This window comes from Ruegeria sp. SAZA006, assembly GCF_059613465.1.
In genome coordinates this window covers 143,525-165,280 of the sequence record NZ_JBXWSO010000006.1, presented here as the reverse complement: position 1 = coordinate 165,280, position 21,756 = coordinate 143,525, and the positions used below count along the sequence as shown (strand labels likewise).

The following is a 21,756-nucleotide window of genomic DNA, read 5'->3' as shown; positions in this document are numbered from 1 at the left end:
GTAGGGGACTGACATGAAATTTCTCGATCTTGCAAAGGTCTACATCCGGTCCGGGGCCGGCGGTAGCGGGTGCGTCAGCTTTCGACGCGAAAAGTACATCGAATACGGCGGCCCCGATGGCGGGGACGGCGGCAAAGGCGGGTCCGTCTGGGCTGAGGTCGTGGACGGGCTGAACACCCTGATCGACTTCCGCTATCAGCAGCATTTCTTTGCCAAGAACGGACAGCCCGGCCGGGGCCAGCAGCGCACTGGCAAGGACGGCGACGACATCATCCTGCGCGTGCCGATCGGAACCGAGATCCTGGACGAGGATCAGGAGACGGTGATCGCCGACCTGACCGAAGTGGGGCAACGTGTCCTGCTGGCGCGGGGTGGCAATGGCGGTTTCGGCAACCTGCATTTCAAATCGGCCACAAACCAGGCGCCGCGCCGGGCCAACCCGGGGCAGCCGGGCGTGGACCGTACGATCTGGCTGCGTCTGAAGCTGATTGCCGATGTCGGCCTGCTGGGCCTGCCGAACGCGGGCAAATCGACCTTTCTGGCCGCAACATCGAACGCCCGGCCCAAGATCGCCGACTATCCCTTTACCACGCTGCACCCAAATCTGGGCGTCGTCGGCGTGGACAACGTGGAATTCGTGGTGGCCGACATTCCCGGCCTGATCGAAGGCGCGCATGAAGGCCGCGGCATCGGCGACCGTTTTCTGGGCCATGTCGAACGCTGCGCGGTGTTGCTGCATCTGGTCGATGGCACGTCTGAGACCATCGCGCAGGACTATCACACCATCATCCACGAGCTTGAGGCCTATGGCGGCGCGCTGGCCGACAAGCCCCGGATCACCGTGTTGAACAAGATCGACGCGCTGGACGAAGAACAACTCGAACTGGCCAAGGCCGAGTTGGAAGAGGCCGTGGGCGGCCCGGTCATGACCATGTCGGGCGTGGCCCGGCAAGGCGTGACCGAGGTTCTGCGGGCCCTGCGCGCCCAGATCGATGAAAACCGCCTGCGCCAGAAATCCACCGAGGAGCGCGAGACGTGGCAGCCCTGACCGACGCAAAGCGCCTGGTGGTCAAGATCGGCTCGGCGTTGTTGGTCGATCGTGCGACCGGCAAGCTGCGTTCGGAGTGGTTGCATTCGCTCGCGCAGGACGTGGCGTGGCTCAAGGGGCAGGGGGCCGATGTGGTTCTGGTCTCGTCCGGTTCGATAGCGCTGGGGCGCGGTGTGCTGGGACTGCCCGCAACCGCGCTGTCGCTGGAGCAATCCCAGGCCGCGGCCGCCGTCGGGCAGATCCGGCTGGCGCGGGCCTATGAAGAGGCGTTGGCCCCGCACAACATCACCACGGCGCAGGTTCTGGTGACGCTTGAAGACAGTGAGAACCGCCGCCGGTACCTGAATTCGCGCGCGACGCTGGAAACTCTGCTGGGGCTAGGTGTCGTGCCCATCGTGAACGAAAATGACACGGTGGCCACGGATGAAATCCGTTACGGCGACAATGATCGCCTGGCCGCGCAGATCGCCGTGACCGTCGGTGCGGACCAATTGATCCTGCTGTCCGATGTCGATGGGTTCTACACCGGCAACCCTGCCGAGGACCCGTCCGCCACCCGATTTGACGTGATCGACGCGATCACGCCCGAGATCGAGGCGATGGCCGGTGACGCCGGTTCGGGGCTGTCCAAGGGCGGCATGAAGACCAAGCTGATGGCCGCGCAGATGGCGACGGCGGCGGGCTGTGACATGGCGATTACGGAAGGATCGCCATTGAACCCGCTGAAATTGCTTAATAATGGCGCGAACAGCACCTGGTTCAAGGCCAAGCTGGACCCGCATGCGGCACGCAAACGCTGGATCTCGGCGATGAAGCCGCGGGGCGAAATCACGGTCGATGCAGGGGCTGCGCGGGCGCTGGAGAATGGCAAGAGCCTGTTGCCGGCCGGCATCGTCGAAGTGACGGGCGATTTCGGACGGGGCGACCCGGTGGCCATCAAGGATCACGAGGGCCGGCGTCTGGGATTGGGCCTCAGCCGCTATACCGCGCATGAGGCAGACGCCATCAAGGGGCGGAAATCCTCCGAGATCGAGGACGCACTCGGCTATCCCGGCCGTGCGGTGATGATCCACCGTGATGATCTGGCTTTGTAGCCGCGAAAACTGATAAATTTGGCTGGTCCGACGACCGGAAAGGCAGATGACATGAAGGACTTTGACAGCATTCCCGCCCTGATGGCCGATCTTGGCAAGCGCGCCAAGGATGCGTCTCGGGATCTGGCCTTCGCCTCGGCCGAGCGCAAACACGCCGCGTTGGTCGCCGCCGCCGATGCCGTGTGGAAGAACCGCGCGCAGATCATCGAGGCCAACAGGAAAGACTTGGACTATGGCCGCGAAAAGGGTCTGAGCCCGGCCATGATGGACCGTCTGATGCTGGACGAGGCACGCATTCAGGGCATGGTCGACGGGTTGCGCACCGTGGCCGAACAGTCCGATCCGGTGGGTGAGGTTCTGGCCGAATGGGATATGCCCTCGGGGCTGAACATCCGCCGCGTACGCACCCCGCTGGGCGTGATCGGCGTGATCTATGAAAGCCGCCCGAACGTGACCGCGGATGCCGGGGCGCTGTGCCTGAAGTCGGGCAACGCCGTGATCCTGCGCGGCGGGTCGGAAAGCTTTCATTCTTCGACCGCGATCCACGCCTGTCTGGTCGATGGTCTGAAGGCCGCCAACCTGCCCGAGGATGCGATCCAGCTGGTCCCGACCCGTGACCGAGCCGCGGTGCAGGAATTGCTGACCATGACCGACAATGTCGACGTCATCGTTCCGCGCGGCGGCAAGGGGCTGGTTGGGCTGGTCCAGCGCGAGGCGCGGGTTCCGGTCTTTGCCCATCTTGAAGGGATCGTGCACATCTACATCGACAAGGCAGCGGATCCGCAGAAAACGCTGGACGTGGTATTAAACGCCAAGACCCGCCGCACCGGCATCTGCGGGGCGGCCGAATGCCTGCTGGTGCATCAGGATATCGCGGAAACGCTGGGGCGTGACGTGATCGCCGCGCTGCTGGCCGCGGGCGTCGAGGTCCATGCCGCAGGTGCGCTGGCCATCGACGGCACCGTGCCGGCCAGCGATGACGATTGGGGTAAGGAGTTTCTGGACAGCATCATCGCCGCAAAACTGGTGGCCGATATCGACGAGGCTATCGCGCATATCCGCCAATACGGATCGAACCACACCGATTGCATCATGACCGAGGATCAGCCCGCCGCCGACCGTTTCTTTGAACGGCTCGACAGTGCGATCCTGATGCACAACGCCTCGACCCAGTTTGCGGACGGTGGTGAGTTCGGCATGGGCGCCGAGATCGGGATCGCCACGGGCAAAATGCACGCGCGCGGCCCGGTGGGGGCGGCGCAACTGACCAGTTTCAAATACCTGGTTCGCGGCAACGGCACGACGCGCGCCTGAGGCGCCGGGTCAGAACCGCAGCACCACGCGGGTCGCGCCCGTCTCGGCCGAAACTCGACGGCCCTGAGCGGCCGCCGTCTGCGGCAGCAGGGCGAACTGGACCTGCGCCGGTGTCACCTTGTTGGCGAATGTGCCGGTCGGGAGACCTTTCCACAGGTCCGGATCGACATTCATGCGGTCGGCCGTACCGGTGACCGTCCATTTGTCGCCCACGCTGTCAATTTTGACCTCGCCGCCCATGGGCATGGCGCTTTCGCAGCACATGATGGCCAGAAAGGCCAGTTTGATCTGATTGCGCGGCATCGCCTCGGTGACGTTCCAATGCACCCGGACTCGACCCGCACGCTCGACATCGCGCAGCAGATCCGTCACTTCGCTGCGGCCCAGCGGCTGATCGCTGGCCGCGCCAAAGGCCACGCGGAAAAACCGGATCCGCGCCCCAGCGCTGCCGACGCTGCCGGTAATCAGCTCCATCTCGGGGCCCTGGGTGCCGCCAACCATCTCCAACAGTTCCAGACCGTTCGTGATCGCGCCGATCGGGCTGATCAGATCGTGGCAGATCCGAGAGCCGATCAACTCGGCCAGGTTGACGTTGGTGTCGCCCATGCGTACCTCCTGTGGTATCCGCCCATGCCCGACCCGGAGCCGCCGCATGACAGATCTGAATGCCATTCTTGCACCGGGCATGTATGTCCGCCACCCCGATTTCCCCGACTGGGGCGTCGGACAGGTCCAGTCCAACATCGCGGGCAAGATCACCGTGAACTTTCGCGACCAGGGCAAAGTGGTGATTGACGGAACACGCATCGCCTTGATGCCGGTTCTTGATCCCTGAAACTGGTTTAGGAAAGGTTAACTGTGTCCGCTACCCGGTTCGTGTTGCCATTCGCCGCGCAGCTGCGGTATCAGCGCTGGGATCGAAACAAGACGACGACCATTCCACATGCCGGATACGGGCCCTTCATTCACTGTCAAACTTGCCGAAACCGACGAGGAACTGCGCGCGGCGCAGCGGCTGCGTTATGACGTCTTCGTGCGTGAACTGGGCGGTGGGGGAGAGATGGTCGATCATGCAGAGGGCCTGGAACGCGACCAGTTCGACCCGTATTTTGATCACATGCTGGCCTATGACGACGCCACCGGAGAAGTGGTCGGAGTCTACCGCCTGTTGCCGGGTGACCGCGTAGCTGAAGTCGGACGGTTCTACTCCGAGGATGAATACGACCTTACCGTTCTGAAAAACAGCGGCCGCAAATTGCTGGAACTCGGCCGGTCCTGCCTGCATCCGGACTATCGCGGCGGAACCGCAATGTATCATTTGTGGAATGGCCTCGCGAAATATGTGTCCGAACGGGAGATCGAGGTTCTGTTCGGCGTTGCCAGTTTTCACGGCACAGACGTCAAGCACCTTGCCCAGCCTCTGTCGATGCTGCATCACAACCACCTGGCTCCACCCGAGTTGCGGGTGCGTGCGCAGCCGGATGTTTTTCAGAGCATGAACCTGGTTCCGAAAGATGCGCTGGATCGACGGAGTGCGATGTTGCAGGTTCCGGCTTTGATCAAGGCCTATCTTCGATTGGGCGGGTTTGTGGGCGAGGGGGCATTCATCGACCATGCATTCAACACCACCGACGTTTGCCTGATCCTCGACACCACACGGATGAACGAAAGACAGAGACGCATCTATGGCGGAGCGTGACGTGCCAAATGGCGCTGTCTGGCACAGCTCGGACGACCCCGACCCGGTTGAATTGGGCGTGCGGGGTTGGATTTTGGTGATCCTTCGGGGTCTTCCTCTGGCTGTGCTGGTGTTCGGTGGTTTGATCGTTCTGTTGCTTGTGCGCCTGGTCGAAAGACCCATCTTTGGTCTGCGTCGACCAATAACGCCGTTCATTGCCCAATTCGTGTGTCGCAATGCGTTTCGAATTCTGGGGATCGGATTTTCAAGCTCGGGTGAGCTGATGCAGCAGCGCGGGGCTGTCGTCGCCAATCACACGTCCTGGCTGGACATCTTCGCGCTCAACGCCCGCAAGCGTGTATACTTCGTGTCCAAGGCCGAGGTGGCGAATTGGCCCGGCATCGGTTGGCTGGCCCGGGCCACCGGAACCGTGTTCATCGAACGCAATCCCAAAAAAGCGCGCGAGCAGACCAGACTGTTCGAAGACCGTCTGAAGGTCGGGCACAAGCTGTTGTTTTTTCCAGAGGGCACATCGACGGACGGACTGCGGGTTTTGCCATTCAAAACAACGCTTTTTGCGGCATTCTTTGCAGATGAACTGCGTGATTTCATGTATGTTCAGCCGGTTTCGGTTGTCTATCACGCGCCCGATGGGCAGCCGGACCGGTTCTATGGCTGGTGGGGGGACATGGATTTTGCCCCGCATCTTCTGAAGACGCTGGGCGCGCGGCGGCAGGGGCGGGTCGAATTGATCTATCATTCTCCGGCCCGGGTCAGCGATTTCGACAACCGCAAGGCTTTGGCCGCGCATTGCGAGCAGGCCGTCCGCCACGGGCATGCCTTGGCGCGGCCAGAAAAATAGGGGTAAAAGCCCCTTGCACCATCAGTCAACCTGCCGTATACGCGCGGCATTCAAATCCGCAGGCGGGGTTTGGTCGTTTTGAGGGAGACATCCTCATCAAGGCCGCCGGTTGGAGCAAACGCTTCTTTCACCCCCGCCAAGGCGAAAACCGGAAAAGGAAAAAATAGCATGGCTCTTCCCGAGTTCACCATGCGTCAGCTGCTGGAAGCTGGCGTGCACTTTGGTCACCAAACACAGCGTTGGAACCCCCGCATGGCGCCGTTCATCTATGGCGCGCGCAACGGCATCCACATCATGGACCTGACCCAGACCGTTCCGATGCTGGACCAGGCGCTGCAGGCGGTGCGTGACACCGTCGCCAAAGGTGGCCGCGTTCTGTTTGTCGGCACCAAGCGTCAGGCTGCACAGCCGATCGCCGAAGCCGCTGAAAAGTCTGCTCAGTATTACATGAACCACCGCTGGCTGGGCGGCACGCTGACCAACTGGAAAACCGTTTCCCAGTCGATCAACCGTCTGAACCAGATCGACGAAGCCATGGAATCGGGCGCTGAAGGCCTGACCAAGAAAGAGCGTCTGGGCATGGAGCGTGACCAAGCCAAGCTGCAGGCTTCGCTGGGCGGCATCCGCGAGATGGGCGGCGTTCCTGACCTGCTGTTCGTCATCGACGTCAAGAAAGAAGCGCTGGCCATCGCCGAAGCCAACAAGCTGGGTATTCCGGTTGTGGCCGTCGTCGACACCAACTGCTCGCCGGATGGTGTGGACTACATCATCCCCGGCAACGACGATGCTGCCCGTGCAATCGCACTGTATTGCGATCTGGCCGCACGTGCTGCGCTGGACGGCATGACCGCACAGCTGGGCGCCGCCGGCGTCGACCTGGGCGAGTTCGAAGAAGCACCGGTTGAAGAAGCCGTTGCAGAAGAAGCCGAAGCGTCGGCCGAAGCGTAAGCTGCCCGTCACGTAAATGACATATGGGGCAGGGTAGACCTGCCCCAATTCCGTTTGAATTGAGGAGAGCCAAGAGATGGCAATCACTGCAGCAATGGTGAAAGAACTGCGCGACTCGACCGGCGCAGGCATGATGGACGCGAAAAAAGCGCTGACCGAAACCGGCGGCAACATGGACGAGGCCGTTGACTGGCTGCGCACCAAAGGTCTGGCAAAGGCCGCAAAGAAATCCGGCCGTACCGCAGCAGAAGGCTTGGTTGCCGTTCACGTCGAAGGTGGCAACGGTGTTGCTGTCGAAGTGAACTCGGAAACCGACTTTGTCGCGAAGAACGCCGAGTTCCAGGAAATGGTCGGCAAGATCACCTACGCAGCCCAGGGCGTTGACTCGGTTGAGGAACTGCTGGCTGCTGATCTCGGCGGCAAGTCGGTTGCCGACACGCTGACCGACAAGATCGCCACCATCGGCGAAAACATGTCGGTCCGCCGCATGGCCAAACTGTCGGGCGACACCGTGGTCTCGTATGTCCACAACGCCGCAACCAACGGCATGGGCAAGATCGGTGTTCTGGTTGCTCTGTCGGGCGGCGATGAAGCCATCGGCAAGCAGGTCGCGATGCACATCGCAGCCGTGAACCCGGCCGCTCTGTCCGAAGCCGACCTGGATCCGGCCGTTGTCGAAAAAGAAAAGCAGGTCCAGATGGACATCGCGCGCGAGTCCGGCAAGCCCGAGCAGGTCATCGAAAAGATGATCGAGGGCCGCATGAAGAAATTCGTCGCGGAATCGACCCTGCTGAGCCAGCAGTTCGTTGTGAACCCCGACCTGACCGTGGAAGCAGCGGCCAAGGAAGCCGGCGCAACCATCACCGGTTTTGTTCGCCTGGAAGTTGGCGAAGGCATCGTGGTCGAAAAAGAAGACTTTGCTGCCGAAGTCGCCAAAGCGGCTCAGGGCTGACGCCTGTTCAGCCCGGGTTTTCCGGGCTGCTCCAAAAACATCCGAAACCGGTTGCGCGACGCGCGACCGGTTTTTTTTATTGGCGAATTTCCGATTGATCAGAGTAGTAATTGGAGGGCCCCGCAAGATGGGGATGGTCGAGGCCCCCCAAAATTTCCGACATCGGCACGCGGACGAATAAGCGCCCTTTGTCAGAGCGAACGGAGAGCCTTGGGAATACAAAGATCCGTCCAAATGTTCCTTGGCTAAAGCCACCACTCACGGAACAGGATCAATGTGCAATTTCTGCGCAGTTTTAGGAAGTCATGTATTCCTTACCTAAGGTCAACTGTCGTGCGACAGCGGCTTCAAACCTCCATTACGAACATCTGATTCTGCAGCGAAGCCTTCAAAACCGCCTGTGCGGTCGTTTCGACGGAAAGAGCCTCGCGCGCCAGCCTGAGGTGTTTTTCAACAGTTGCCGAGGTCAGTCCCATCAGCAGGGCAATGTCCTGGGTGGTTTTGCCGTCACCCACCCATTCCAGAGCCTCGCGCTGCCGCTTGGTCAAGGCGCGGTTCGGGGGATTGTAGGGCAGGGTCAGGATCTTGAGATGGGCGATGTTGTTCATCAGCAGGATGTCATCACCATGCTCGGCCCACATCTCGTCCATCTCGTCCTGGCTGCGGTTCAGAGCGGCCAGCGAAATTGCCCCCTTCGACCGCATGGACACCGAAGTGAAACTGATCGTGTAACCGACAGTGATACCTTTCGAGCGGTTGAATTCGTACACCTTGCGTTCTTCGTTGGTCATCGTGCCGCTGGACATCATCTCGCGGATCATGCTCCAGCTCGCGGCCCCTTCGTGATCCAATGCCCATTTCAGCATAGGCGCATGGAAATACAGACCATCCCGCAGGAAACCGTCCATGTATTCCTTGCAGTGATTGGTCAGGATCACGAAGTCTTCAGGGTCGCCCAAAGACGTTTGGGTGCGGTACTGTGTGTGTCCGTACAACAGGCGGTCAAAACCATACTTGGCCATCTGTTCGGTGTGCGCGGCCCAAAGCTCCTCGAGCGTTTTCACATAGCTCAGAAAGTTGAGGTATTCCTTGAGCGTCATCATGGGCCGCCACCCTCCAGAAGATGCGCGGCCAGCGCTTCCAGCGCCAGAACATAGCTTTGAGCGCCAAAGCCGCAGATCTGCCCGATGGCGACGGCCGAGATGTAGGACTTGTGCCGAAATGCCTCGCGGGCGTGGATATTGGACAGGTGAACCTCGACCACCGGCAGTTGCGCCGACGAAATGGCGTCCATCAACGCTATTGACGTATGGGTATACGCACCGGCGTTCAGGACGATCCCGTCATGGGTCCCGCGCGCGGCGTGGATAGCATCGATCAACACACCTTCATGGTTTGATTGAGCGCACTCCACACGCAACCCGTTCGATGCGCCATGCGAAACGCACAAGTCTTCGATCATCTTCAAGGTGGTATGACCGTAAACCTCGGGCTGCCGTGTGCCCAAAAGGTTCAGGTTCGGTCCGTTCAATACAAGAATACTACGCATTATTTTTTTGTCCCCATACCTGTTTCATAGCCGCGAATTGAAAACGCGTCTACCGGCTTTGCTCTCATGAGGCGAGCGGGCGCAGGTCAGGTCATAAGACAGGCTGTGAAACGACTGTGAATGTCGTTCCTAGTCGATGGACACGACAACTTTGCCGAGAACCGACCGGTCGCCCAACATCTCCAAAGCTTCGGCGGCGCGGGGCAAGGAAAAGCGGGCGCTGATACGCGGCTTGATCTTGCTGCCATGATACATGGCAAACAGTTCCCGCAAGTTTTCGGCATGTCCGGCCGGATCGCGGAATACGGACGCGCCCCAGAATACGCCGACGATCTCACAGCCCTTTAGCAAAGGCAGATTCAACGGGATATTGGGGATTCCGGCCGGAAAACCAACGACCAGAAACCGTCCCTTCCAGGCCATCGCGCGCAATGCCGGTTCGGCATAGTCGCCGCCAACCGCATCATAGACCACGTCAACGCCATCACCGCCCGCCAACTTCTTGATTTCGGCGGAGAACGCTTTTTGCGCCTCTCGCGTCATCTCTTTGGAGTAGACGATCGTCTCATCAGCGCCCAAATCCTTGCAAAACTGAGCTTTGTCTTCCGTGGACACCGCGGCAATTACACGCGCGCCCATCGCTTTGCCCAACTCAACCGCGGCCGAGCCGACACCACCGGCGGCCCCAAGAACCAACAAGGTCTCACCGCCCTTGAGCCCGGCGCGATCCTTCAGCGCATGGTAGGACGTTCCGTAGGTGAAGATGAAACAAGCCGCATCCTCGTACGGCATGGACTCCGGGATCGGAACGGCGCTGGCGGCCGGAATGCACAGCTGCTCGGCGAAACCTCCGTGGCCTGTCAGGGCCAGAACGCGGTCACCGATCTTCAGATCGGAAACACCATCTCCAACGGCGATCACATCGCCTGACACCTCCCCTCCGGGCGCGAAGGGGCGCGGAGGCTTCATCTGGTACAAATCGCGGATGATCAGCGTGTCCGGAAAATTCACGCCTGCCGCACGTACCCGGATCAGCACCTGACCCTTTTTGGGCGTTGGATCGGGCAGGGTGGTCAGTTCCAGTGTTTCCGGACCACCCGGGGCGACGCTGAGTAATGCTTGCATTTCGTATTCCGATCCTCGCCATTTGTCGGCCCGAAGGTCGGGTCCTGACACCATGTTGTCAAGGCAGATGTGAAATGCAATTCTGCACAGTGAAACTGACCCGACCTGAAATAGAACTCAGGACGCAACAAAAACGAATTATGGGGAGAGGCTGATGACACCGGAGAATTTATTTTCGCTAGCGGGCAAGACTGCTCTGGTCACGGGCGGCGCGACCGGCATTGGTCGGATGGCCGCCGAGGCTCTGCTGCGCGCAGGTGCGAGGGTGCTGATCGCCTCGCGCAAGGGCGAAGCTTGCGAAGCTGTAGCCGCCGAACTGAACGCGCTGGATGCCCCCGGAACCGCCGAAGGGTTTGCAGGGGACGTCAGCAGCGAGGCCGGCATTGACGCGCTGGTCGAAGAGGTGAACAACCGTACCCAAAGGCTTGATATCCTTATGAACAATGCCGGCGTTTCGTGGGGTTCTCCTATGGGGCAGTTTCCCTATGACGCCTGGGACAAAGTCATGTCCGTGAATGTCGCCGGCATCTTTCACCTGACCCAGAAGCTACTGCCCCTGCTGATGCAATCGGGCTCGGACGATGATCCGGCACGGGTGATCAACGTCGCCTCGGTGATGGGCGAGGTTCCGATGGGCGATGGCGCCTACAGCTATTCCGCGTCCAAGGCGGCCGTCATCCATCTGACCAAGATCATGGCAAAGGAGCTGTCGCCCTACCGCGTGACCGTGAATGCCTTGGCGCCGGGACCGTTCGTTTCGCGCATGACCGCCTTTGCCACGGCTGACGAGGAAAAACGCGAGAAAGTGGGCAAGTCGGTCCCGCTGGGCCGTGTCGGGCGCGACGAGGACATCGCGGGCTGTATGCTGTTCCTCAGCGGACGCGGCGGCAGTTACGTGACCGGCGCCGTGATCCCGGTCTCGGGTGGTATCAACGTTCTGACCGGAGGAAACATCTTTGCCGATGCCCTGTGAAACCCGGTCCAGTATCAAGCGAGGGCGATCGCATGAGCGATGACCCGAACACCCTCGACCTTGTCGCCGTAGATGACTATCTGCGCGCCAACCTGCAAGGCTATGCCGGTCCGCTTGAGGCGACGAAGTTCACGGTGGGTCAGTCCAATCCGACCTACGAACTGCGCACGCCGGGAAAATCCTATGTTCTGCGGCGCAAGCCGCCCGGAGTTCTGCTGAAATCCGCCCACGCGGTTGACCGCGAATTCCGTGTTCAGACAGCGTTGGCGCACAGCAAAGTACCGGTGCCGCGCATGTACGTGCTGTGCGAGGATGACAGCATCATCGGCTCTGCCTTCTATGTCATGGAGCGTCTCGACGGTCGGAATTTTCTGGAACCGACCATGAAGGCCGAAACCAACGAAACCCGCAGCGCCGTTCTGGATGAGATGAACCGGGTTCTGGCCGAATTGCACATGGTCGATATCGACGCCGTGGGCCTGTCCGACTACGGACCGACCGGCAACTACTTTGAACGCCAGATCGCGCGCTGGACCAAACAGTATCGCGCATCAGAAACCGAAACGGTTGCCGACATGGATGCGCTGATCGACGCGCTGGAAAGCTCGATCCTGGCGGATGATGGTCAACGAACGCTGGTTCATGGCGACTATCGCATCGACAATCTGATGTTCGAGCGGGACGGCACCCGCTGCATCGGGGTCCTGGATTGGGAGCTGTCCACCATCGGCCATCCCTATGCCGATCTGGCGGCCGTCATCATGCAATGGCAGATGCCGCCGGGCAAAGAGGGTCGGGGGCTGGCCGGTGTTGACCGAAACAGCCTCGGGCTGCCCAGCGATCAGCAGTTCATCGCCTCATATTGTAAGCGGCGCGGCTTGCCGGGGATCGACAATTTCGGCTTCTATCTTGCGTTCAACTTCTTCCGCATGGCCGGAATTCTCCAAGGCGTCTACAAACGCGCTCTGGACGGGAATGCATCCGATCCGGCCCGGGCGCGCGCATTCGGAGCCTATGTGCCGATGTTCGCCAAACATGGTCTGGCAGCGCTGGGATAGAGGGGCAGGCGTGGTATCCGAGACATCATCAAGCGCCGACATTGGCAAGGATCGGAACTTCGTCACTGCACTGGCGCGGGGGCTTGAACTGCTGCGGTGCTTTCGCCACGGCGAAACGGCCCTGACCAACACGGATTTTGCCGAACGCACGGGTCTGCCCAAGCCAACGATCTCGCGGTTGACGCATACGCTGTGCCAGCTTGGTTACCTTGTTCAGGACCACGCAGGCGGTTCGTATCGGCTTGGTGTCGGAGTGCTGCGCCTGGGGTTTGGAGTTCTGGGAGCGGCTGACATATGCGAGCGTGCCGTCGAGGTGCTGAGGGAACTGCGCGACGGAGCCAATCCTTACCTGACGGCCGCCCTCGGCGAAGCGCATCGGGCCGAGGTCGTATACGTCGCGGTCAGCAGGTCGACGCAGAACGTGGCGCTTACCATGCATGTCGGATCCCGGCTGCCGTTGTTCTCCTCGGCCATGGGGCGGGCCATTCTGGTTGGCATGACCGAGGATCAAAGGGAAACCGCGGTTTACGCTGCACGACGCGATCTGAACCTGCCCGAAAATCACCTGCGCGACTCGATAAAAACCGCGTTGGATGAGTACGATACACAAGGTTATTGTACCGGATATTCTCTGTGGCGGGACGACGTCCATGCCATTTCCGTTCCAGTAGCCACCGCCAGCGACGGGCGGGTATTTGGATTGAATATCGGCGGGCCCAGCTTTTACGTGACCCCGGAAGAGCTTGAAAAAGACCACGCGCACAAGCTTATTGATGCTGCCCGGCAATTGGGACTGCGTCCTTGAAACCTCAGTGCAACGCCTCGAGTTCGAGTTCTACGTTGGCCAGGCTGTTCTTACCAAAAAACATCTCGGAACCGACAAACAAGCTAGGCACCCCAAAAACTCCGCGGCGAACGGCCGCCTTTGTCTGATCCTTCAGAGTCTGCTTGCCCAAATCGCCGGTGATCGCCTCGCGGATTTTTCGTACGGGCAGGTCACGTTCTTGAACGATGTCGGTCAACACATTCAGGTCGTCAATCTTCTGCCCGTGCACCCATATTGCGTCAAAAACGGCATCTATGTATCTGCCTTCCCAAGGTTTTCCCATCGCCGCGACTGCCCCACGCATGGCGAACTTCGTGTTCAGCGGATAATAGGGGCTCATATGAAAGTTCAGGCCTCGCCGCCGCGCAAAGCGGTGCAGGTCATGGGTCAGATACGCCGATTTCTTCCGATTTTCCGAAAACGCCTGAAACGGGTTCTGGTTGTTCGTCGCCTTGAAGACTGTGCTCAGCAGAACCGGCACATATCGGATCCTGGCCGCGTGCCGCGCGGCGAGATCTGGCAAAACCTTATGAGCGAGGTAAGCGTTTGGGCTGCAAAAGTCGTATACGAATTCCACGTTCTGCGTCATCTGGCACCTCCGGCCGGTGGCGAAATCAGGGGGTAACGGCTGCAAATCACGAATCCAGAACGCCGTCAGTCTAGCAGCGTCGTGGGTCGTGGCCGAGAGCGGACTTGCAGATCGCCCGCCCGGCAATTTTTGCCGGCTTTGTTTTTTGGGCTGTTTTTCTCTGCCACGGGGCGGCAGGATTGCGCGTAGGTGAAAGAAAAAACGGGGAAATTTCGGCCAATGCAGTTTGATCGGACGAGGCTGAACCGCATTCAGACATGGATGCAAAGGTATGTGGACGAACGAAAATACCCCGGGTGTGCCTTTCTGTTGAAGCAGCACGGGCGCGAAGAGTTCTTTCACGATTGCGGATTGCGTAGTCTCGAGGGTGATTTGCCGTTCGACCGCCAGACCTTGGTTCGCATCTACTCGATGACCAAGCCAGTAACCACGACAGCGCTGATGATGCTGGTAGAACAAGGTCTAATGCACCTTGAGGCGCCGGTGTCCGAGTTTCTGCCGGAATTCGCCGACATGAAGGCGTTGCGGAAAGACGCGCAAACCATTGATCAAACAGAAGACTCGACGTCGCCGACCCTGCATCAACTGCTGACCCACACCAGCGGGCTAAGCTATCCATTCAACCCGGGCATTCTGCCCGCTGCGATGGATGCTCAGGACCTGATGTTCAAACCGGACCAGGGTCTGCTGGCCGATCAGGTTCGGGCCGTGGCTGCATTGCCGCTGGCGTTTCAACCCGGCAGCCGCTGGGAGTATTCGGTTGGCATCGACGTAATCGGACGGGTGGTCGAAGTGGTGTCCGGCAGGAGTCTGAGCCAATTCTTTGCCGATGAGATCTTTGGCCCGCTTGGGATGGACGAAACCGGGTTTTCGGTTCCCAAAGGGGCAGGGGACCGGTTCGCCTCGCTCTACACACCGCTCGAGGGGGACGCGATGGCCCTGAACGCGGCCAGGTCCGGCGGCGAAACGTTGCGATTGGTGGATCAGGCCGGAAACTCGCCATTCGAAGCGGCCACGCTGTTTTCCGGCGGTGGTGGGCTGGTCAGCACGATCGACGATTTTGCCCGTTTCGCCGAGATGCTACGCGCAAATGGGCAGGTGGGTGATCAACGACTGCTGGGCCCGAGCACAGTGGACTTCATGATGCGCAACCACTTGCCGGGCGACATCGCGTCCATGGGGCCCCAAAGCTTTGCAGAACAGCCAATGGACGGCATGGGGTTCGGGCTTGGCGGCGCTGTGGTTTTGGACCCGGGCCGTGCACGTACCCCCGGATCGGTTGGAGATTTCAGTTGGGGCGGCATGGCGTCGACCTTTTTCTGGGTCGACCAAAAGAACGACCTGTCGGCTGTTTTCTTTACTCAGTTGTCGCCCTCCAGCTCTTACCCGTCACGCTCAGAACTCAAAGCCCTGGTTCACGCCGCCCTCATTGAATGACCCGCGCGGGCCTGCTAGGCCGATCACGAACAGAACCAGAGAGAGTCGAATGACCGAAGCCGAACGCATCCTGTTGGATTTGCTGGACATTGAACGCCTTGAGGTAGACTTGTTCCGAGGCACCGGGTCCGGCGGTGAAACGCCCACGCGGATATTTGGTGGTCAGGTCATCGCACAGGCTCTGGCGGCCGCGTACCGAACAGTCGAAAACCGCCTTTGCCATTCGCTGCATGCCTATTTCATCCGTCCGGGAGATCCGGAAATTCCGGTTATCTATCAGGTGGATCGCGCACGGGATGGCGGGTCGTTCACCACACGGCGCGTGGTGGCAATCCAGCACGGCAAGCAGATCCTCAACATGTCGGCCTCGTTCCACATTCAGGATGAAGGCTGGGACCATCAGCACGCGATGCCTGATGTCCCAGCGCCCGAAACGCAACCGTCCCGCGATGAATTGCGGCAGAAATACCTGAACCGCGTTCCCGAAAGGCTACGCGCCGAATTGCTGCGCGAACGTCCGATCGAGGTGCGCGAGATTGATCCCCTGGACATATTCCAGCCCGAGAAAAGCGACGACCGAAACCATCTGTGGTTCCGCATGGGAGCAGCGGAACAGGCTGATCACGTGACCCAACACCTGTTGCTGGCCTATGCCTCGGACATGGCGCTGCTGAGTTCCGGCATGCGTCCGCACGGGTTGAGCTGGTTCACGGGCGAAATCAATGGCGCGAGCCTGGATCATGCGATCTGGTTTCATGCGCCGGTTCAATTCCAGAACTGGCATCTCTATTCCATGGAGTCGCCATGGACAGGGCAGGGACGCAGCTTCAACCGCGGGTCAATCTATGCGCAGGACGGTACTTTGGTCGCGTCCGTCGCGCAGGAAGGCCTTCTGCGCCGCGCTCGTAAGAAAGACTAGGTATCGCCTGCAAACTGCTGATTCAACTTGTTCATTCCCGAAATCCAACGATCGTAATCGGCGGTTTTCAAGCGCATGTAGTCCAGAACCTGCGGGTGCGGCAGAACCAGAAAGCTCTCAGCCCCAATGGCCTCGACACATGCCTGTGCCACGTCCTCGGGTTCAAGCATGCCATCAATCGCGGCAACTGAGTCTTCAAACCCTTTGGTCATTTCTGATCGGACGGCCTGAGGACACAAGACCGAGACCCGGATGCCTTTGTCGGCATAGGTCAAAGCCAACCATTCTGCGAAACCAACCGCCGCATGTTTGGTGACTCCGTATGGCGCGGCTCCGGGCTGGTTGAGCAGCCCCGCAGCCGAAGCCGTGATCAATATGTAGCCGCCGCCGCGCGCAATCATCCGCGGCACCAGATGGCGTGCCGTCCACACATGAGACATGACGTTGATCTTCCAGATCCTGTCCCAATGCGCATCGGGAACATCGAGACCGCCAAGCGTCAGGATGCCGGCGTTGGCGCAGAACAGATCAATGGGGCCGATGCTGGATTCGACGCTTTCGATCATTGCCTGGATTTCGTGTTCGTCGGCCACATCGCATTTGAACGAATGCCCGCCAATGCCCTGGGCGACGGCTTCTGCGCCGGTTTCATCAATATCTGCACAGATCACACGCGCGCCATCCGCGGCGAAGCGCGTCGCCATTCCTTTACCGATGCCTTGGGCTGCACCGGTAACAACTACGATTTTGCCTTGAAGGTCCATCACCGCATCCTGTCTTGGTTTCACACAGGACCGTAACAGGTTGAAATAGCACCGCCAACGCGAACGTGGCGGTGCCAGGCCTTGCAGTTTAATTACATAATACCGATTACGCGCACTTTAGACTGCGGATCAGTAGAATGCCTGCAACCCGGTCTGCGCCCGCCCCAGGATCAACGCATGAACATCATGCGTGCCCTCGTAGGTATTGACGGTCTCAAGGTTGACCATGTGGCGAATAACTTGAAACTCCAACGAGATCCCGTTGCCACCATGCATGTCCCGCGCCATCCGCGCGATATCCAACGCCTTGCCGCAATTGTTCCGCTTGATGATCGAGATCATCTCAGGCGCGGCCTCGGCTTTGTCCATCAACCGTCCGACCGTCAGGCTGGCCTGCAAGCCCAACGCGACTTCAGTCTGCATGTCCGCCAGTTTCTTCTGGAATAGCTGTGTCTGCGCCAAAGGACGATTGAACTGCTTGCGATCCAATCCATACTGACGCGCCGCGTGCCAGCAGCATTCTGCGGCCCCCATGACACCCCAACTGATGCCATAGCGTGCTCGGTTCAAGCATCCGAACGGCCCCTTCAGGCCCTGGACGTGCGGCAACAACGCACTGTCGTCGACCTCAACGCCATCCATCACGATTTCGCCGGTGATTGACGCGCGCAGGCTAAGCTTGTTTTGGATCTTGGGCGCGCTCAGGCCCTTGGCGCCTTTTTCAAGTACGAAGCCGCGGATCTTTCCGTCATGCGCATCGGACTTGGCCCAGACAACAAACACATCGGCAATTGGCGCGTTGGAAATCCACATCTTGCTGCCGGTCAGGCGGTAGCCGCCGTCGATCTTTTCCGCCCGGGTTTTCATGCCCGCCGGATCAGACCCCGCATCCGGTTCGGTCAGGCCAAAGCAACCGATCCATTCACCACTGGCCAGTTTCGGCAGGTATTTCCGGCGCTGCTCTTCGCTGCCATAGGCATAGATCGGATACATCACCAGCGAGCTTTGCACCGACATCATCGAGCGATAGCCGGAATCCACACGTTCGACCTCGCGCGCGACAAGACCGTAGGTTACGTAACCGGCTCCAATCCCGCCGTATTCCTCGGGAATGGTGGTGCCCAGCAGGCCCATTTCGCCCATCTCGCGGAAGATTTCAGGATCGGTTTCCTCGTTCTGAAACGCCTGAGTTACCCGAGGTTGCAGCTTTTCCTGCGCATACGCACGAGCGCTGTCAGCGATCAGGCGTTCATCCTCGGTCAGCTGATCAGACAGGCGGAACGGATCGTCCCAGGTAAAGCGGCCAAGATCGGGCGCATCCTTTGCGCGCAATGCAGGTTTGGTGTCGGGGGCGTTCATCTTCTGGCTCCAAACTGAAGTTCATACGCACCCTACCCTGCAATTTACGCAAAAAACAGCGAGACATTTGCAAGTTTTCATGAGTAAAACGCATAGATGGATACGCCTCGTCGACTCTTTCCGTCAATTTCTTCGCTTCGCGCGCTCGAAGTGTTGGACCGGCTGGGTTCTGCCTCGGCCGCCGCGGAAGAGCTTGCGCTGACCCAGAGCGCCGTCAGCCGGCAACTGCAGACGCTCGAGACCCAGCTGGGCGTGCAGCTCATTCTGCGTGACAAAAAGCGATTAGCGTTGACACCGGTGGCGCAGGACTATGTCGCGGAAATTCGACAAGGTCTGAACCAAATTGCGCAGGCTTCCCTGAAACTGCACATCGCGCCAGTGGGTGGAACGCTGAATCTGGCAATCCTGCCGACATTCGGAATGCGTTGGCTGGTGCCACGGCTGCCGGATTTCGCCCGTTTGCATCCTGACATCACGATCAACATGTCCACGCGTCTGAGACCGTTCAACTTCTCATCGGAACCCTTTGATGCCGCTTTACATTTCGGGGAGCCGGATTGGCCCGGAACCGAGCGTCTTCTGCTGAAGGTGGAAAGGGTTCTGCCGGTATGTGCCCCCTCGCTGCTGCCAGGAGGCGCGCCGGACGATCCGCGCGAATTACTGAAACTGCCCCTGCTTCACATCCAGACTCGCCCGCGCGCCTGGCAAGAATGGTTCAAGCAAATGGGCGTTCCGCATACGGGCGCCCTGCCCGGCACGGTGCACGATCAATTCACGACCATCAATCAAGCCGCCCTGCATGGGCTGGGCGTCGCCCTGCTGCCCAACTATCTGATCGAGCAAGACCTGGCGACCGGCAGGCTTGTTGCAGCCTGCAAGGATCCGGTTGAAACCATGGGGGCCTATTACCTGGTCTGGCCAAGCTCAAAGTCCGAAGATCCGACACTTCGGCACTTCCGTCACTGGTTGGCTTCTCAGGCCCAAAACGACGAAACCCTTCCCAGATAGACTAATCCAGCGCGTATCCAGCACCTCGAACCGTTCGAAGGGGGTCAGATCCGCCGAATGCCGTCAAAGCCTTGCGCAGTCGACCAATATGGACATCCACGGTGCGGGAGTCGACATAGACGTCACGCCCCCAGGCACGGTCCAATAGCTGATCGCGACTGAACACGCGCCCCGGCTTTTCCATGAAGGTGCACAGTAGCCGGAATTCGGTTGGCCCCATCCGGAGCGGCTTGCCCGCCCGACTGGCCTTGTGGCTTTCGAGGTCCACGATGATGTCGTCGTATTCTAGGGTTTCCGCAGCCGCCGCCGGGCTTACCCGACGCAGTTGAGCTCGGATCCGCGCCATTAACTCCGCCATCGAATACGGTTTGGCCACATAGTCATCGGCCCCGGTCTCCAAACCGCGCACTTTGTCCACCTCATCCGACCGCGCCGACAGCATGATGATCGGAATTGCGCGGGTCTGCGGGCGTGCCTTTAGCTGACGACACAGCTCAATCCCACTGAGATTGGGCATCATCCAGTCAAGAACGATCAGATCAGGCGCCACCTCTTGGACCAGCACCAGGGCTTCTTCGCCGCTTGCCGCCTGAACCACTTCGTACCCGGCGGACTGCATGTTGTAGGCCAGCACCTCGCGCAGCGCCGGCTCATCATCGACGATCAGGATAGTCGGCTGGCCTGTCGGCATGCCGGCCACTCCCTACAGAGATTGCGAGGTGTTGTCTGCTTTCGGGCGCGCTTCGGTCGGCCGTTCGCCGGTCACCAGATAGATCACCTGTTCTGCGATGGCAGTGACGTGGTCACCCATGCGCTCGATGTTCTTGGCGATGAAATGCAGATGCATGCATGCCGTGATGTTGCGCGGGTCTTCAGCCATGAAGGTCAGCAACTCGCGGAACAGGCCGTTGTACATCTGGTCTACTTCCCGGTCCCGATCGATGACGTCGCGGGCCAGCTCAGCATCCCTTTGAATATAGGCATCCAATGCGTCACGCAGCATCCGCTCGACCTCACGCGCCATGCGGCGCAGCGCGGCGGTACTGCCGCCGATCTGGTTGGCTTCAACCAGAATGGTGGTACGCTTGGCGATGTTCTTTGCGTAATCGCCGATGCGTTCCAGGTTGGCCGAAACCTTGAGAACCGACAGCACCAACCGCAGGTCGCCGGCGGTGGGAGCCCGCAAAGCGATCACCCGGGCGGTTTCTTCGTTGATCAGGTCCTCGAGCGCATCAATGGCCTTGTCGCCCTGCCGCACCTGCTGCGCCAGTTCCTCATCCCGCGTTTCCAGCGAACGGGCCGCACCTGTGATCGCGGCCTCGACCAGACCACCCATTTTCATGATGTGGGCTTGAACCGCCTCAAGATCGCGGTCGAAGGCAGATGCAATATGTTGTTCGCTCATGGTCTTTTACCTGTTCTCAGCCGATACGGCCGGTGATGTAGCTTTCGGTACGCGGGTCTTCGGGGTTGGTGAAGATTTGGGCGGTATCACCGAACTCGACAAGATTGCCCAAGTGAAAAAACGCCGTTTTCTGGCTGACGCGCGCCGCCTGTTGCATCGAGTGGGTGACAATCACGACCGAAAACCTCTCACGCAGTTCATCAATCAGCTCTTCGACCTGGGCGGTGGCAATCGGGTCCAGCGCCGAACAGGGCTCGTCCATCAACAGAACTTCGGGTGCTGTGGCGATGGCGCGGGCGATACACAGGCGCTGTTGTTGCCCCCCTGACAAACCAGTACCAGGGGCATCCAGGCGATCCTTCACCTCGTCCCAGATGGCACCGCGGCGTAGGGATTTCTCGACGATCTCGTCAAGTTCGGCCTTGGTCTTGGCCAGACCGTGAATGCGCGGGCCGTATGCGATGTTGTCATAGATCGACTTTGGAAAAGGGTTGGGTTTCTGAAACACCATGCCGACCTTGGCGCGCAGTTGCACGGGGTCGATCCGCCTGTCATAGATGTCATCCCCATCCAGGCGAATTTCCCCCTCGACCCGACAGATGTCGATGGTGTCGTTCATCCGGTTCAGACATCGCAAAAAGGTAGACTTGCCGCACCCCGAGGGCCCGATGAACGCCGTAACGGTCTTGTCCTGGATTTCTACATTCACGTCCTTGATGGCGTGCGTGTCACCATAGAACACGTTCACGTTCCTGGCTGAGACCTTGAGGGTTTCGGGTTCCAATGCGCTATCCACGGGTGGCGGGTCCTTCGTTTTTTGGTCCGAGTGCTCGGCTTGGCCGTTCCTA

The 21,756-nt window shown here is 59.8% G+C and carries 25 protein-coding genes; 15 read left to right on the top strand and 10 right to left on the bottom strand.

What is annotated here, in order from left to right; genetic code table 11:
• Nucleotides 1-13: 13 nt before the first annotated feature.
• Genes obgE through AC2FNZ_RS07890 form a run of 3 tightly spaced genes read left to right on the top strand, consistent with a single transcriptional unit; the run spans nt 14 to nt 3,456 of the window.
• On the top strand, nt 14-1,048 hold the full coding sequence (obgE, locus tag AC2FNZ_RS07900) for a GTPase ObgE (RefSeq protein ID WP_496840126.1): 1,035 nt from the start codon (nt 14-16) through the stop codon (nt 1,046-1,048).
• Nucleotides 1,036-2,142: a glutamate 5-kinase gene (gene proB, locus AC2FNZ_RS07895; protein ID WP_496840125.1), complete on the top strand. Its 1,107-nt coding sequence runs from the start codon at nt 1,036-1,038 to the stop codon at nt 2,140-2,142. The genes obgE and proB overlap by 13 nt, the downstream gene beginning before the upstream one ends.
• Before the next feature lie 51 nt (nt 2,143-2,193).
• Nucleotides 2,194-3,456, top strand: coding sequence for a glutamate-5-semialdehyde dehydrogenase (locus AC2FNZ_RS07890; protein WP_496840124.1), 1,263 nt, complete (start codon nt 2,194-2,196; stop codon nt 3,454-3,456).
• A 9-nt stretch (nt 3,457-3,465) separates the two neighbouring features.
• On the opposite strand, the gene AC2FNZ_RS07885 is transcribed toward AC2FNZ_RS07890, so the two are convergent.
• Nucleotides 3,466-4,062 carry a histidine phosphotransferase family protein gene (locus AC2FNZ_RS07885; RefSeq protein WP_093962052.1) on the bottom strand — a complete coding sequence of 199 codons (597 nt, stop codon included), beginning with the start codon at nt 4,060-4,062 and terminating at the stop codon, nt 3,466-3,468.
• A gap of 46 nt (nt 4,063-4,108) precedes the next feature.
• Here AC2FNZ_RS07885 and AC2FNZ_RS07880 point away from each other — a divergent pair, with 46 nt between their 5' ends.
• The 5 genes from AC2FNZ_RS07880 to tsf all read left to right on the top strand — a co-directional run bounded on the left by AC2FNZ_RS07880 (nt 4,109) and on the right by tsf (nt 7,896).
• Nucleotides 4,109-4,291 (top strand): DUF3553 domain-containing protein, encoded by a 183-nt coding sequence (locus tag AC2FNZ_RS07880; RefSeq protein ID WP_093962053.1) that lies wholly within the window; start codon nt 4,109-4,111, stop codon nt 4,289-4,291.
• Nucleotides 4,292-4,399: 108 nt separating this feature from the next.
• The gene (olsB, locus tag AC2FNZ_RS07875; RefSeq protein WP_496840122.1) at nt 4,400-5,155 is read left to right on the top strand and encodes an L-ornithine N(alpha)-acyltransferase; all 756 of its coding nucleotides are present in this window, start codon (nt 4,400-4,402) and stop codon (nt 5,153-5,155) included.
• Complete coding sequence (gene olsA, locus AC2FNZ_RS07870; protein ID WP_496840121.1) at nt 5,142-5,996, top strand: lyso-ornithine lipid O-acyltransferase; 855 nt, start codon at nt 5,142-5,144, stop codon at nt 5,994-5,996. Before olsB ends, olsA begins: the two co-directional genes overlap by 14 nt.
• Before the next feature lie 168 nt (nt 5,997-6,164).
• Nucleotides 6,165-6,944 carry a 30S ribosomal protein S2 gene (gene rpsB, locus AC2FNZ_RS07865; protein ID WP_093962056.1) on the top strand — a complete coding sequence of 260 codons (780 nt, stop codon included), beginning with the start codon at nt 6,165-6,167 and terminating at the stop codon, nt 6,942-6,944.
• A gap of 76 nt (nt 6,945-7,020) precedes the next feature.
• A complete protein-coding gene (tsf, locus tag AC2FNZ_RS07860; RefSeq protein ID WP_093962057.1) occupies nt 7,021-7,896 on the top strand; it encodes a translation elongation factor Ts in 876 nt (291 codons plus the stop codon).
• Nucleotides 7,897-8,243: 347 nt separating this feature from the next.
• Here tsf and AC2FNZ_RS07855 read toward each other — a convergent pair whose 3' ends face one another.
• From AC2FNZ_RS07855 to AC2FNZ_RS07845, 3 genes are all read right to left on the bottom strand, one after another.
• Nucleotides 8,244-8,996 carry a LuxR family transcriptional regulator gene (locus AC2FNZ_RS07855; protein WP_093962957.1) on the bottom strand — a complete coding sequence of 251 codons (753 nt, stop codon included), beginning with the start codon at nt 8,994-8,996 and terminating at the stop codon, nt 8,244-8,246.
• The gene (aroQ, locus tag AC2FNZ_RS07850; protein WP_496840120.1) at nt 8,996-9,445 is read right to left on the bottom strand and encodes a type II 3-dehydroquinate dehydratase; all 450 of its coding nucleotides are present in this window, start codon (nt 9,443-9,445) and stop codon (nt 8,996-8,998) included. The genes AC2FNZ_RS07855 and aroQ overlap by 1 nt, the downstream gene beginning before the upstream one ends.
• Nucleotides 9,446-9,574: 129 nt before the next feature.
• Complete coding sequence (locus AC2FNZ_RS07845; protein WP_496840119.1) at nt 9,575-10,570, bottom strand: NADPH:quinone oxidoreductase family protein; 996 nt, start codon at nt 10,568-10,570, stop codon at nt 9,575-9,577.
• Between the two features lie 154 nt (nt 10,571-10,724).
• Between AC2FNZ_RS07845 and AC2FNZ_RS07840 the strand changes: the two genes are divergently transcribed.
• Genes AC2FNZ_RS07840 through AC2FNZ_RS07830 form a run of 3 tightly spaced genes read left to right on the top strand, consistent with a single transcriptional unit; the run spans nt 10,725 to nt 13,406 of the window.
• On the top strand, nt 10,725-11,543 hold the full coding sequence (locus AC2FNZ_RS07840) for an SDR family NAD(P)-dependent oxidoreductase (protein WP_496840118.1): 819 nt from the start codon (nt 10,725-10,727) through the stop codon (nt 11,541-11,543).
• 32 nt (nt 11,544-11,575) lie between these two features.
• Nucleotides 11,576-12,601: a phosphotransferase gene (locus tag AC2FNZ_RS07835; RefSeq protein WP_496840116.1), complete on the top strand. Its 1,026-nt coding sequence runs from the start codon at nt 11,576-11,578 to the stop codon at nt 12,599-12,601.
• Between the two features lie 10 nt (nt 12,602-12,611).
• On the top strand, nt 12,612-13,406 hold the full coding sequence (locus AC2FNZ_RS07830) for an IclR family transcriptional regulator (protein ID WP_367646450.1): 795 nt from the start codon (nt 12,612-12,614) through the stop codon (nt 13,404-13,406).
• 4 nt (nt 13,407-13,410) lie between these two features.
• Here the strand turns inward: AC2FNZ_RS07830 and AC2FNZ_RS07825 are convergent, their stop codons facing one another.
• Nucleotides 13,411-14,016 (bottom strand): 2-hydroxychromene-2-carboxylate isomerase, encoded by a 606-nt coding sequence (locus AC2FNZ_RS07825; protein ID WP_496834200.1) that lies wholly within the window; start codon nt 14,014-14,016, stop codon nt 13,411-13,413.
• Nucleotides 14,017-14,120: 104 nt separating this feature from the next.
• On the opposite strand from AC2FNZ_RS07825, the gene AC2FNZ_RS07820 reads away from it, so the two are divergent.
• The 3 genes from AC2FNZ_RS07820 to AC2FNZ_RS07810 are packed head-to-tail and all read left to right on the top strand — an operon-like array spanning nt 14,121 to nt 16,372.
• Nucleotides 14,121-14,246 (top strand): hypothetical protein, encoded by a 126-nt coding sequence (locus AC2FNZ_RS07820; protein WP_302478788.1) that lies wholly within the window; start codon nt 14,121-14,123, stop codon nt 14,244-14,246.
• Nucleotides 14,236-15,453 carry a serine hydrolase domain-containing protein gene (locus AC2FNZ_RS07815; protein WP_496840114.1) on the top strand — a complete coding sequence of 406 codons (1,218 nt, stop codon included), beginning with the start codon at nt 14,236-14,238 and terminating at the stop codon, nt 15,451-15,453. The genes AC2FNZ_RS07820 and AC2FNZ_RS07815 overlap by 11 nt, the downstream gene beginning before the upstream one ends.
• A 49-nt stretch (nt 15,454-15,502) precedes the next feature.
• Nucleotides 15,503-16,372 carry an acyl-CoA thioesterase gene (locus AC2FNZ_RS07810; RefSeq protein WP_093962064.1) on the top strand — a complete coding sequence of 290 codons (870 nt, stop codon included), beginning with the start codon at nt 15,503-15,505 and terminating at the stop codon, nt 16,370-16,372.
• On the opposite strand, the gene AC2FNZ_RS07805 is transcribed toward AC2FNZ_RS07810, so the two are convergent.
• Both AC2FNZ_RS07805 and AC2FNZ_RS07800 read right to left on the bottom strand, forming a co-directional pair.
• Complete coding sequence (locus AC2FNZ_RS07805) at nt 16,369-17,136, bottom strand: SDR family oxidoreductase (RefSeq protein WP_496840113.1); 768 nt, start codon at nt 17,134-17,136, stop codon at nt 16,369-16,371. The genes AC2FNZ_RS07810 and AC2FNZ_RS07805 overlap by 4 nt on opposite strands.
• 129 nt (nt 17,137-17,265) lie before the next feature.
• Complete coding sequence (locus tag AC2FNZ_RS07800) at nt 17,266-18,495, bottom strand: acyl-CoA dehydrogenase (RefSeq protein ID WP_093962065.1); 1,230 nt, start codon at nt 18,493-18,495, stop codon at nt 17,266-17,268.
• A 96-nt stretch (nt 18,496-18,591) separates the two neighbouring features.
• On the opposite strand from AC2FNZ_RS07800, the gene AC2FNZ_RS07795 reads away from it, so the two are divergent.
• A complete protein-coding gene (locus AC2FNZ_RS07795; protein ID WP_496840112.1) occupies nt 18,592-19,503 on the top strand; it encodes a LysR family transcriptional regulator in 912 nt (303 codons plus the stop codon).
• A gap of 1 nt (nt 19,504) precedes the next feature.
• Here AC2FNZ_RS07795 and phoB read toward each other — a convergent pair whose 3' ends face one another.
• The 3 genes from phoB to pstB are packed head-to-tail and all read right to left on the bottom strand — an operon-like array spanning nt 19,505 to nt 21,704.
• Nucleotides 19,505-20,194: a phosphate regulon transcriptional regulator PhoB gene (gene phoB / locus AC2FNZ_RS07790; RefSeq protein WP_496840111.1), complete on the bottom strand. Its 690-nt coding sequence runs from the start codon at nt 20,192-20,194 to the stop codon at nt 19,505-19,507.
• Nucleotides 20,195-20,206: 12 nt separating this feature from the next.
• Nucleotides 20,207-20,908, bottom strand: coding sequence for a phosphate signaling complex protein PhoU (gene phoU, locus AC2FNZ_RS07785; RefSeq protein WP_496840110.1), 702 nt, complete (start codon nt 20,906-20,908; stop codon nt 20,207-20,209).
• Between the two features lie 16 nt (nt 20,909-20,924).
• The gene (pstB, locus tag AC2FNZ_RS07780; RefSeq protein ID WP_496834195.1) at nt 20,925-21,704 is read right to left on the bottom strand and encodes a phosphate ABC transporter ATP-binding protein PstB; all 780 of its coding nucleotides are present in this window, start codon (nt 21,702-21,704) and stop codon (nt 20,925-20,927) included.
• Between the last annotated feature and the right edge of the window lie 52 nt (nt 21,705-21,756).